The following is a 12,865-nucleotide window of genomic DNA, read 5'->3' on the forward strand; positions in this document are numbered from 1 at the left end:
CGCATCACACCTCCATACGAAAATAGTAACTTGTTCAAAAGGACAGGACACCAGCACGAAAACGGCCAGTGCCCTGTGATGTTTTACATGTTATAGTTTTTAGTTCCTTCTTCAGGCGGTGCATTTTTCAATGCTTCTTCTATTCCTTTTTTCATCTTACTAACAGCTGTTTCAAGATCAATCTCACCTGTCATATACTGACTAACTACTGTATTGAGCATAGAATCAACTTCTGTAGATGCTGGAATTCTCCACCAAATATTTGCTGTATCAAGAGCCTCACGAACAGTATCCATATATGTTCCTTTAATTCCATCCCTCTCCCAAAATGCTTTTCTCGGTGAAAGAATACCAAAGTCATCATAGAACTGATTCTGCTTTTCTGCACTCGTATACATCTTAACCCATTCCCATGCAAGCTCCTGATTCTTAGATGCTGCTGGTATAGATACATCCCATGCACTTAATAATGTAGTTCCTGTTTTATCATATGGAATTGTACTTAAAGCCCATTTTCCAGCAACTTTAGACTGTGATTCATCATCTGCTGCCTGAACCAATCCAAGTGTAGGCCATGTTTCACAAATTGCTGCATTTCCATCAAGGAATGCTTTGATGGATTCTTCTGTTCCCCAAGACAGAATAGATGGATCTGCATAATCCTGAATCTCTTTCAGGTGGTTTAATGCATCTCTTGTTTCCTGAGAATCAATTGTTACATTCCAGTCCTCATCAGCCCAGGCACCACCCATGGACCATAAAATATAATCAAATACGCCACCAAGTTGTCCTGTTGTGGCTGATACAGAAATTCCATACATTCCTTTATCTTTATCTGTCAGTTCTTTTGCAACTTCTCTGTATTCTTTCCATGTATCTGGAAGTCCATTTGGTAGTAAATCTGTTCTGTAGGCAAATAACTGTGGTGTACTTGCATTCGGAATACCTGTCTGAACTCCCTGCCACTCTCCACTATTCTCTAGAACCTTCTCAATAAACTCATCCGTCTTATAATTATCCTTGTCCATAAAATCGGAAAGATCTGTCAAGTATGGAGCAAATTCTCCATCCCACTGACTTGCAACATCAATAACATCATAAGAACCCGTGCCACTAGTTAAATCTAAGAGTGTCTTTTCATGCAATGTAGTATAAGGGAAATCAACAACTTCTACTGTTGCACCAGTTTTCTCCTCAAATTCATCTACCATGCTTTCTGCCGCTTCAGCATATACACCTGACATGTACAGTACTGTTAGCTTTTCACCAGAATATGGCTTATCTCCATCTGCCTTACTGCTCTTTCCTCCTGATCCTCCACAACCAACTAACATTGTGGATAATATTGCCACACACAGCAATGCACTTACAATTTTCTTTTTCATTAACGTTCTCCTTTCTTTTTGGAAATTTTTTTTATTTTTCAGAAATAAAAAATGTTTTCTTTTTCATAAAATAACACTTACATATATATTTGTCAATTGCTTTATTGCGGCCAAAACTATTTTTGTGCAATATGGCAAAAATAATTTTTATTTTATTTTGTATAAAAAACATGTTTTTTTTCAATCTAATTGACAAGTTTTGTTTTTTTGTTAAAATTTATACTATAAACATTAATAATAGGAGGTGTTACATGGCAACCAATAATCTAATGAACAAAATCACTTTATATTATTCTCAAATGACAAAAGCCGAAAAAAAAGTTGCCGACTTCGTTTTATCCTCCCCGCAAGAAGCACTGGCATCTACAATTACCGACTTATCTAAGCATTGCGGTGTAGGTGAAACGAGTGTATTCCGTTTCTGTCGCACTTTAGAGTTAAAAGGCTATCAAGATTTTAAACTTTCACTGGCAGTAAGCACTTCTTCTAATGGAGTCTCTACGCCAAAAGATACAATTAATATTTCCAATACTACCAATTGTCAGGACACTGCTTATAATGTTATGCAAGCTTATATAACAGCATTAGAAACTACCTGCAGAACACTGAATTTTAATGCAATTCCTGAAGTTGTTGATTATATTCTTAATTCAAAAACTATTAATCTCTTTGGCTTTGGTGGTTCTGGTACAAGTGCAAATGAATTTAAGAATAAATTTATGAAAATCATGCCTAATGTAATCTATAATGCTGATGCTCATATTCAGTTAACACAAGCAGCTTTATTAGGAAATGATGATCTAGCAATTATTTTCTGCAATTCCGGCATCACAAAAGATTGTATTGAAATTGCCAAAATCTGTTACTCTTCCGGAGCAACAGTTGTTTTTATTACTAAATTTGCAAAAACTCCTGCCGCACAATATTCTACCGTTGTTCTATTATGTGGTGCTAATGAAGGACCAATGGAAGGAGGATCTATTGCTACTAAAACAGCCCAGCTTTTCTTAATAGACCTTCTATATGCTGAAGTGTACAAGACACTTGGTAAAAAAGCATTAGATAATAAACAAAAAACAGCTCAGATAATCACAGAGAAAATGATGTAAGAGGTTACATTATGAAAGTTATTGTTTTAATCGAAAACACATCCAAATGCTCCTTATGTGCTGAGCACGGTCTGTCCGTTTATATCGAATATAACGGCATGAAATATCTTCTGGACGCCGGCGGATTCGAAACTCCAAAAGGACTGATTTTACTCAACAGCTGCTCCCATGGCGGAATCGTCAATATTGTAAAAGAAGTGCAAATGGCACTGGGGAATCAGAAAGTTTACGCTGTCATCGGCGGCCTCCATATGTTGCACTAAAACTTATGAAACGCATTAAGCTTTTGTTAAAAAAGGGAAGCTGTGATGCACATCCATGTACCACAACTTCCCTATATTTTCATCTTCATTTAATTTTAATCAATTGTCCATTTAAGCAGCTGTTCTTTCACCTTTTCAAATATCTGCATTACAACTACTAACACAACTACCATAAAGATAAATCCAACCCAGGTATTGGCAAATACACCAAGTTCAGAATTCTTTTTTACAAAATAGCCCATGCCTGAACCGCCACCATACATTTCGGCAAATACAAGCATTACAAAAGAACTTCTCAGTGAATTTACAAAACCGGCCAGAATAGATGGACTTGCTGCCGGCAGAATTACTTTCATGAACCGCTTTATACCTGTCAGTTCCAATGTAGCTGCCTTGTCCAAATAGCGCTTATCAATGGTCATGATTCCTGTGATTGTAGCAAATAATGTTGCCCAGACAATATTATATACAACCAAAAATATGGAAGCTGATAATAATGTTGGTGACAACAACAGTACAAACGGCGACAATAAGATTGACGGGATTACGCTAAAGGCATAAATAACCGGATGCAGCGCTTCCCTGATTTTCTTATTTAATCCCATGATTGTACCAAATATAACTGCGATCACTAAAGAAAGAAATACTGATGGGATGAGTAATTTGAAAGAAGCAAGCATATTTGTAAGCATTACTTCTTTATTCGACTCAAAGGCTGCTGCAATCTTTTCCGTTGTTGGAAACAAATATGGATTCAGCATTTTCACATCTGCCACATAATGATATAACAGTACTAATCCTGCAAATATCAATACTGTAATCCAGTATTTTTTCACAAAGCCCTTAATTGTTTTCATTTACCCATCTCCTAAAATCTGCTATTTATCGTTTTCGTCAAAGAATTTCTGCTGTGCCTCATAGAAATCCGGTGCCTCATCACCATAAGATTTTGTTGCCTCAGCAAGTGCTTCTTCATAAAGCTCTGTGTTGATATGATCTTCAATATCAATCTTGCAGTCATCACCGAGGTATCCTGTTTTTTCAAGAATGTTCCATGCACGTACCACACTGTTCTTAAGAGGATCTACATTTACAAAATAATGTTTGTCGTCCATCATGTAAGCTGCCACATAGTCATCTTCCTGACCGATACGTTTTGCATGAAGAGAAACTGCTTCTTCTTTATTTGCCTCATACCAGGACTGTGCACGGAGTAATGCACGGATAATTGCTTTGACTGTATCAGGATTGTCATTTACCCATTTTGTCTGTCCAACCATACGGCAGCAAGAATAGTTCTCCATGATTTCACTCTGATAGCTTACGATTTCGATGTCACCTGAGTCTACAAGCTGTTTCACACCATAGTTGTTCTGTGTTCCCATAAGCGCATATTTTACTTCTCCGTTCTGAACAGCAGCTAATGCGTCATCATAGCTTGAATATACTTTCCAGTCAACTACATCTAACGGATTATCATATCCAAGATCCATAACTGCACCTGTAAATGCGAAATAACTTGGATTTACTGCAACGGACTGTCCAATAAATGATTCAATACCTTTCCACTCTGTTCCAGCTTTTGCAACAACCGGCATACATCCTTCTACCATATGTCCGCCAAAAATTGTAAGATCTACACCTTGTGCTATCTGCTGAAGCGGATTAGATGTACCCGCATTTGATACGACATCAACCTTGCCTGCTGCAAGAAGAGCCATTGCATCCATATTCTGAGTTGCCTCTACCGGCTCAATCTCGATTCCTTCATCCTCAAAATATCCTTCTTCTTCTGCAATTGTTACAAGGACGTTACCACTTGAACCATAATTCCACTTTACAGTTGTCATTTTCTCCTTGCTATCTTTGTCAGTTGTCTCTGTTTTTGTGTCGTCAGACTTTTTGTCATTACTGCTTCCACATGCTGCAAGACTAAGCGTCATACCGAGCACTAACATAAGTGCTAAAACTCTCTTTTTCATACCCTTCTCCTTTTCTGTTTTTACTACTTATACTAGAATCTCTGCATTAACCATTTCCTGACAGGCAGCAATTCCGTCAGTATATGGATAACACTATATATAACGGGCCTGCCTGTATATATCACATATCAATCCCACTATTTGCATGGCTTTCCATTTTAAATATGTGTCGTGACATCTTTATTTATCTGATTAATCAATGTAATACGAAGCTTCATCATATCAATATTCTCAAATAATGTGTCACGCGTCGGATGCAGTTCTTCTGTAATCTTAACATCATAAATAATATGACTTGGTGACTGTCCCAAAACAAGAATCCGGTTTGCCAGAAGAAGTGCCTCATCCACATCATGGGTAACAAAAAACACGGTTTTCTTCTTTTCATCCCGTGTCCAGAGTTCCCGTACCAGATTCTGAAGTCTTGCACGCGTTACCGCATCCAGAGCACCAAACGGCTCATCCATCAAAAGAATCGGCGGATCAAGACTGAATGCTTGTGCGATTGCACATCTCTGCTTCATACCACCTGATAATTCTTTCGGAAGCTTTTTGTATATGCTTTCATCCAGCCCGACAGCTTTTATCATATTTACGGCTATTTCTTTTAATTCTTTTTTATCTCTCTTAGGATATCTTTGCTTCAATGCCAGAAGAATGTTCTCGCCTGCTGACATCCACGGAAACAATCCATAATCCTGAAATACAACACCTTTATTAAGACTTGGTTCCCCGATAGCTACATCATCACTCAGAATCTCTCCTGTAGTTGCTGTTTCAAGACCTGCCAGGAGCCGAAGCAGTGTACTCTTACCACAGCCAGACTGCCCAAGGATACAGACAAATTCTCCTTCTCCGATTTCTGTATTAATGTCTTTTAAAATTAATTTTCCACCTGCTTCATAGGCAAATGATAAATCCTTAATCTGAATGCCGCTCATGTATAATTGCCTTTCTTTTTATAGCAATAATTTCTTTTTATTGATCTATTTTGTACATACAATTGTATAATAAATCAATCTTTTTTATTATTCAAATTGATTTTCAAAATAAAACAGCAAGCCTATAGTTTTCATCTATAAGCTTGCCACTCTATACTTTTTTCTACTTTTCTCCTAATATTCCATCAATAATACGTTTCACACCGATTTCCACATTTTCTCTGGAAGTAGCAAGATTCATACGGATAAATCCATTGAATCTGTCTCCCCCGAACCAGTCTCCGAAATCTACCGCAAGACGGCATTTTTTCTGGATAAACTCTTTCGTATCTTCCGGTTTTATGTACGCTCTTAAATCAATCCATACCAGATATGTTGCCTCCAGTGGAGTTACTACCACCTTCGGAAGATTCTCTTTGAAAAGTTCTCTCAGATACTGATCATTATCTACAATCTGCTTCTTCACTTTATCCAGCCATTCCTGACCACCCTTATATGCCGCTTCTGCCGCTACAAATCCAAATGCATTTCCTGTCATCAGACGGATTCTTTTGGCAAAATCATCCCATTTTGCCCGAAGATTTTCATCTGCAATTATCACAAATGAATTCTGTCCTCCTGCCAGATTAAATGTCTTGGATGGTGCAGTGATTGTAAGGATTTCATTCCAATGTTCTGTCATAAGATAGGATGGTGTCTGCTTCTTATCCCCAAATACAAAATCCTGATGAATCTCATCAGAAATTACATACACATGATGTCTATGACAAATTTCAAGCATTTCCTTTAGTTCTTCTTTTCTCCAGACCCTTCCTACCGGATTGTGCGGTGAGCATAAGATAAATGCTTTTACATCGTTATCCACGATTTTCTTTTCAAAATCATCGAAATTAATCGTATAATTTCCATTTTCATTAACTAGATCAGAAGTACTCAACTTACGCTCATTGTTGGTCACCGCCTGCAGAAATGGATAGTACACCGGAGTCATGACAATCACTGCATCCCCTTTTTTTGTCAGCATCTGGATCATCCAGTTGAACGCTGCTACAACTCCCGGTGCAAAACGAAGCCACTCTCGCTTTACTTCGAAATTAAAATGTTTCTTTTCCCAGTTGATAAATGCGTCGTAGTAACCATCTGGAATCCGGTAGTATCCTATTGCTCCAAAATCCACGTACTCATGCAGAGCTTTCTGTACACACTGTGGAATTTTAAAATCCATATCTGCGACCCACATGGCATGCAGACCTTCCTCGCCGAACATTGCTGTCTGACCGTCCCATTTATTGCAATTTGAATTTCGTCTGTCCACATAAATTAATTCTTCCATAATGCCTGCCTCTCCTATTCCTTTCATCTTTCTGTGTCGGCAAAAACATTCTTCTTTTGTTTTGTCGAAATTTCTTTAACTATAATAGCATTTTAATAAGAAAATGTCCTCTTATATTGAAAATTTGAATTTATAAAATAAATTTTTATCAGTGCAGTATTAAGAACTAAAAAAACCTGTAAGCATAATACTTACAGGTTAACTAACTCCCCGAGTAGGGTTCGAACCTACGACCCTTCGGTTAACAGCCGAATGCTCTACCACTGAGCTATCGAGGAATAACAAATATATAATAAACCCAAGTAACAAAAATTACAAGGGTTTTTCATATATCTTCAAAACTGCATATAAGAAACTTTTTAACATCTTTACCTATCCACCTTACTTGGTTATGCCCTCGACCTATTAGTAACAGTCAGCTCCATGTGTTACCACACTTCCACCTCTGTCCTATCTACCTCGTCGTCTTCAAGGGGTCTTACAACTTTCGTTGGGATATCTCATCTTGAGGGGGGCTTCACGCTTAGATGCCTTCAGCGTTTATCCCGTCCCGGCTTGGCTACTCTGCTATGCTCCTGGCGGAACAACAGATCAACCAGCGGCCAGTCCATCCCGGTCCTCTCGTACTAAGGACAGCTCCTCTCAAATATCCTACGCCCACGCCGGATAGGGACCGAACTGTCTCACGACGTTCTGAACCCAGCTCGCGTACCGCTTTAATGGGCGAACAGCCCAACCCTTGGGACCTACTTCAGCCCCAGGATGCGATGAGCCGACATCGAGGTGCCAAACCACTCCGTCGATGTGAACTCTTGGGAGTGATAAGCCTGTTATCCCCAGGGTAGCTTTTATCCGTTGAGCGATGGCAATCCCACTTTATACCACCGGATCACTAAGTCCTACTTTCGTACCTGCTCCACCCGTCGGTGTCGCAGTCAAGCTCCCTTCTGCCTTTGCACTCTTCGAATGGTTTCCGACCATTCTGAGGGAACCTTTGAGCGCCTCCGATCCCCTTTCGGAGGCGACCGCCCCAGTCAAACTCCCCACCTGACATTGTCCCCCGACCTGATAAAGGCCGCTGGTTAGAAACCCAGTACTGCAAGGGTGGTATCCCAACAGCAGCTCCACGGCAACTGGCGTCACCGCTTCAAAGCCTCCCACCTATCCTGTACATGCAATACCGAATCCCAGTATCAAGCTGGAGTAAAGCTCCATGGGGTCTTTCCGTCCTGGCGCAGGTAACCAGCATCTTCACTGGTATTTCAATTTCACCGGGTGCATTGTTGAGACAGTGCCCAAATCATTACGCCTTTCGTGCGGGTCGGAACTTACCCGACAAGGAATTTCGCTACCTTAGGACCGTTATAGTTACGGCCGCCGTTTACTGGGGCTTAAGTTCAAAGCTTCGCTTGCGCTAACCTCTCCCCTTAACCTTCCAGCACCGGGCAGGCGTCAGCCCATATACTTCACCTTTCGGTTTTGCATAGACCTGTGTTTTTGCTAAACAGTTGCTTGGGCCAATTCTCTGCGGCCACCTCTCAGTGGCACTCCTTCGCCCGAAGTTACGGAGTCATTTTGCCGAGTTCCTTAACAATGCTTCTCCCGTCGGCCTTAGGATTCTCTCCTCATCCACCTGTGTCGGTTTACGGTACGGGCGCGATACAAACAATAGCGGCTTTTCTTGACGCATGGCTCACACTCTTCCCTACTCTTAATTCGGTACGCATCACGTCTTCGGATTGCCGTACGGATTTGCCAGTACGACTCCTACCTCGCTTGCGCCGGGCTTTCCATTCCCGGCTTGTGCTCTCCACACGTGTCCCCACAGTTCTGTTATATCGCGGTACAGGAATTTCAACCTGTTGTCCATCGGTTACGTCTTTCGACCTGGCCTTAGGCCCCGACTTACCCAGAGCAGATCAGCTTTACTCTGGAAACCTTAGATATTCGGCCGGAAGGATTCTCACCTTCCTCTCGCTACTCATTCCGGCATTCTCTCTTCTATACAGTCCACAGCTCCTTATCGGTACTGCTTCTTCCCGTATACAATGCTCCTCTACCAATGTACAAGTACATTCCTGAGCTTCGGCAGTGTGTTTCAGCCCCGGACATTTTCGGCGCAGGACCTCTCGACTAGTGAGCTATTACGCACTCTTTGAATGTATGGCTGCTTCTGAGCCAACATCCTAGTTGTCTTCGAAATCCCACATCCTTTTCCACTTAACACACATTTTGGGACCTTAGCTGCAGGTCTGGGCTCTTTCCCTTTTGACTACCCAACTTATCTCGTGCAGTCTGACTCCCATACACCATCTACGCGGCATTCGGAGTTTGATATTCTTCGGTAAGCTTTGACGCCCCCTAGGAAATTCAGTGCTCTACCTCCGCAAGACTTGTATGAGGCTAGCCCTAAAGCTATTTCGAGGAGAACCAGCTATCTCCGGGTTCGATTGGAATTTCTCCCCTATCCACACCTCATCCCCACCCTTTTCAACGGATGTGGGTTCGGACCTCCATTGCCTTTTACGGCAACTTCATCCTGGACATGGATAGGTCACCCGGTTTCGGGTCTACTCCGACTGACTCTTCGCCCTATTCAGACTTGGTTTCCCTTCGGCTCCATCCCTTAAGGACTTAACCTCGCCAGCCAGCGTAACTCGCCGGACCGTTCTACAAAAAGTACGCGGTTCCACATTTAAAGTGGTTCCACAGCTTGTAAACATATGGTTTCAGGTTCTTTTTCACTCCCCTCCCGGGGTCCTTTTCACCTTTCCTTCACAGTACTATGCGCTATCGGTCACTAAGGAGTATTTAGCCTTACGGGGTGGTCCCCGCATATTCAGTCAAGGTTCCACGTGTCTCGACCTACTCTGGATTCCGCCATGCCAATCGACCTTTCACTTACGGGGCTTTCACCCTCTCTGGCCGGCCTTCCCAGGCCGTTCTGTTAAGTCTTTTGGATCAATTCCGCGGTCCGAACCCCGGAGTGCACGCACTCCGGTTTGGGCTCTTCCGGTTTCGCTCGCCGCTACTTCCAGAATCACATGTTGTTTTCTCTTCCTCCGGCTACTTAGATGTTTCAGTTCACCGGGTTCCCCTCCTAACGTTATGTATTGGCGTTAGGATACCTGAGGTTTGCTCAGGTGGGTTTCCCCATTCAGAGATCTCCGGATCATAGGATATTTGCTCCTCCCCGAAGCTTTTCGCAGCTTATCACGTCTTTCATCGGCTCTTAGTGCCAAGGCATCCACCATACGCTCTTATTAGCATAACCAATAGATGTCGAAAGCGGTGCGGAAGTTCTGACTGTTCTCAGAGGAATGCTTGCATTCATCTGGAACCGTCTGAAGTTCTGCAATCATTTGCGAAGCAAAGGATAGCGAAACAAGCAAAGCTTGTGAGCTAACCGGTTTGACATCGCCGCCTACGGGTTGCTTTCTTCATCGACACATGCATAGCGTTGCATGCGTTGGCTTCTAGGTCAATTTTTTGGATTCGTTTTCTTCGAATTGTGTAGTAATTATTACTCTGTTTATAACAATTACCTCGGATGTCTTGATTAGATATTTAATATCTTATCTATATTTCTTATATGCGGTTTTCAAGGTACATTGCGAAACGAATATTTTCTGCGTTGAATGCTTGCATTCATAAGCTGTGAAATATTCTGTTTCATAGCGTGCCTGCACGCGACCGAAAGAACGAAGTTCTTGAGGTGCAATGTAAGCATTTGACTGTTTTATCAGCCATCAGGAAGTTGAATCTCTTCAGCTCTCTGATCACTGGTAAAACCAGTTTATTTTTTCAATCCGGCAGCCACCTACTCTCCCGTACCGTCTCCAGTAAAGTACCATCGGCCGCTTAGGTCTTAACCATCGTGTTCGGGATGGGAACGGGTGTTACCCCTAAGCGCATCGCCACCGGAAATGTTATTCGTTCTTTTTACGGAACTGATAACTTGTCATTATGTCCTTCGCGCGTCCAATTCCGCGCTCAGTCCTTGATGACTAAATAACAGACAACAGCCCTTACTTTTTCCGTTTTAGTTGGATTGATTCGGCTGCTTTGCAGCCTACTTTATCCATCTTCCGTTTTAGTTGGATTGATTCGGCTGCTTTGCAGCCTACTTTATCCATCTTCCTTAGAAAGGAGGTGATCCAGCCGCACCTTCCGATACGGCTACCTTGTTACGACTTCACCCCAGTTATCGGTCCCACCTTCGGCAGCTCCCTCCTTTCGGTTGGGTCACTGACTTCGGGCGTTACTGACTCCCATGGTGTGACGGGCGGTGTGTACAAGACCCGGGAACGTATTCACCGCAGCATTCTGATCTGCGATTACTAGCGATTCCAGCTTCATGTAGTCGAGTTGCAGACTACAATCCGAACTGAGACGTTATTTTTGAGATTTGCTCGGCCTCGCGGCTCTGCTTCCCTTTGTTTACGCCATTGTAGCACGTGTGTAGCCCTGGTCATAAGGGGCATGATGATTTGACGTCATCCCCACCTTCCTCCAGGTTATCCCTGGCAGTCTCTCCAGAGTGCCCACCCTAAATGCTGGCTACTGAAGATAAGGGTTGCGCTCGTTGCGGGACTTAACCCAACATCTCACGACACGAGCTGACGACAACCATGCACCACCTGTCACCGATGTTCCGAAGAAAAGCTTCCATTACGAAGCGGTCATCGGGATGTCAAGATCAGGTAAGGTTCTTCGCGTTGCTTCGAATTAAACCACATGCTCCACCGCTTGTGCGGGTCCCCGTCAATTCCTTTGAGTTTCATTCTTGCGAACGTACTCCCCAGGTGGACTGCTTATTGCGTTAGCTGCGGCACCGAATAGCTTTGCTACCCGACACCTAGCAGTCATCGTTTACGGCGTGGACTACCAGGGTATCTAATCCTGTTTGCTCCCCACGCTTTCGAGCCTCAACGTCAGTCATCGTCCAGTAAGCCGCCTTCGCCACTGGTGTTCCTCCTAATATCTACGCATTTCACCGCTACACTAGGAATTCCACTTACCTCTCCGACACTCTAGCTGCACAGTTTCCAAAGCAGTCCACAGGTTGAGCCCATGCCTTTCACTTCAGACTTGCACAGCCGTCTACGCTCCCTTTACACCCAGTAAATCCGGATAACGCTTGCCCCCTACGTATTACCGCGGCTGCTGGCACGTAGTTAGCCGGGGCTTCTTAGTCAGGTACCGTCATTTTCTTCCCTGCTGATAGAAGTTTACATACCGAAATACTTCATCCTTCACGCGGCGTCGCTGCATCAGGCTTTCGCCCATTGTGCAATATTCCCCACTGCTGCCTCCCGTAGGAGTCTGGGCCGTGTCTCAGTCCCAATGTGGCCGGTCACCCTCTCAGGTCGGCTACTGATCGTCGGCTTGGTGGGCCGTTACCTCACCAACTACCTAATCAGACGCGGGTCCATCTCATACCACCGGAGTTTTTACCACTGTACCATGCAGTACTGTGGTCTTATGCGGTATTAGCAGCCATTTCTAACTGTTATCCCCCTGTATGAGGCAGGTTACCCACGCGTTACTCACCCGTCCGCCGCTCAGTCACAAAAGCCTTCATCCGAAGAATCGAACTTAAGCGCTTCGCTCGACTTGCATGTGTTAAGCACGCCGCCAGCGTTCATCCTGAGCCAGGATCAAACTCTCGTTTAAAAATCTTAATTCCGATTTGACTCGGATTTAAAATCAAAGTTCGTTCCAGGTCAAGAAAACTACTAGCTTTCTTATCCCTTTTACTGTTTTAAGGTCGACATTGTTATTCAATGTCCGTTCTGAATTTTCTCTTAAAGAATCTTCAGGGTTGTTGTCTATTATTTAATTATCAAGGA

General features: G+C 43.0%; 7 protein-coding genes, 1 tRNA gene and 3 rRNA genes. 2 read left to right on the forward strand and 9 right to left on the reverse strand.

Annotation, left to right across the window (positions count from 1 at the left end; all coding sequences use genetic code 11):
- Window positions 1-83: 83 nt before the first annotated feature.
- Window positions 84-1,385, reverse strand: coding sequence for an ABC transporter substrate-binding protein (locus C7E02_RS16675; protein WP_105310204.1), 1,302 nt, complete (start codon window positions 1,383-1,385; stop codon window positions 84-86).
- A 251-nt stretch (window positions 1,386-1,636) separates the two neighbouring features.
- On the opposite strand from C7E02_RS16675, the gene C7E02_RS16680 reads away from it, so the two are divergent.
- Both C7E02_RS16680 and C7E02_RS16685 read left to right on the forward strand, forming a co-directional pair.
- On the forward strand, window positions 1,637-2,494 hold the full coding sequence (locus C7E02_RS16680; RefSeq protein ID WP_005340685.1) for a MurR/RpiR family transcriptional regulator: 858 nt from the start codon (window positions 1,637-1,639) through the stop codon (window positions 2,492-2,494).
- A gap of 11 nt (window positions 2,495-2,505) precedes the next feature.
- Window positions 2,506-2,757 carry a hypothetical protein gene (locus C7E02_RS16685; protein WP_029731039.1) on the forward strand — a complete coding sequence of 84 codons (252 nt, stop codon included), beginning with the start codon at window positions 2,506-2,508 and terminating at the stop codon, window positions 2,755-2,757.
- Between the two features lie 95 nt (window positions 2,758-2,852).
- Here the strand turns inward: C7E02_RS16685 and C7E02_RS16690 are convergent, their stop codons facing one another.
- The 8 genes from C7E02_RS16690 to C7E02_RS16725 all read right to left on the reverse strand — a co-directional run bounded on the left by C7E02_RS16690 (window position 2,853) and on the right by C7E02_RS16725 (window position 12,689).
- Entirely contained in the window at window positions 2,853-3,614 is a 762-nt protein-coding gene (locus tag C7E02_RS16690; RefSeq protein WP_105310205.1) for an ABC transporter permease, read from the reverse strand.
- Window positions 3,615-3,635: 21 nt separating this feature from the next.
- Window positions 3,636-4,739 carry an ABC transporter substrate-binding protein gene (locus C7E02_RS16695; protein WP_105310206.1) on the reverse strand — a complete coding sequence of 368 codons (1,104 nt, stop codon included), beginning with the start codon at window positions 4,737-4,739 and terminating at the stop codon, window positions 3,636-3,638.
- A 158-nt stretch (window positions 4,740-4,897) separates the two neighbouring features.
- The gene (locus tag C7E02_RS16700) at window positions 4,898-5,680 is read right to left on the reverse strand and encodes an ABC transporter ATP-binding protein (protein WP_105310207.1); all 783 of its coding nucleotides are present in this window, start codon (window positions 5,678-5,680) and stop codon (window positions 4,898-4,900) included.
- A gap of 163 nt (window positions 5,681-5,843) precedes the next feature.
- Window positions 5,844-7,013, reverse strand: coding sequence for a MalY/PatB family protein (locus C7E02_RS16705; protein ID WP_105310208.1), 1,170 nt, complete (start codon window positions 7,011-7,013; stop codon window positions 5,844-5,846).
- Between the two features lie 206 nt (window positions 7,014-7,219).
- Window positions 7,220-7,291, reverse strand: a tRNA-Asn gene (locus tag C7E02_RS16710).
- 107 nt (window positions 7,292-7,398) lie between these two features.
- Window positions 7,399-10,287, reverse strand: a 23S ribosomal RNA gene (locus tag C7E02_RS16715).
- A gap of 533 nt (window positions 10,288-10,820) precedes the next feature.
- A 5S ribosomal RNA gene (rrf, locus tag C7E02_RS16720) occupies window positions 10,821-10,938 on the reverse strand.
- A gap of 220 nt (window positions 10,939-11,158) precedes the next feature.
- Window positions 11,159-12,689 (reverse strand): 16S ribosomal RNA (locus tag C7E02_RS16725).
- The 16S, 23S and 5S rRNA genes sit together here with 1 tRNA gene alongside, the layout of an rRNA operon.
- Window positions 12,690-12,865: the final 176 nt, after the last annotated feature.

Origin of the sequence: Dorea sp. Marseille-P4042, from assembly GCF_900290215.1 — a bacterium.
Taxonomy (GTDB): domain Bacteria; phylum Bacillota; class Clostridia; order Lachnospirales; family Lachnospiraceae; genus Dorea; species Dorea formicigenerans.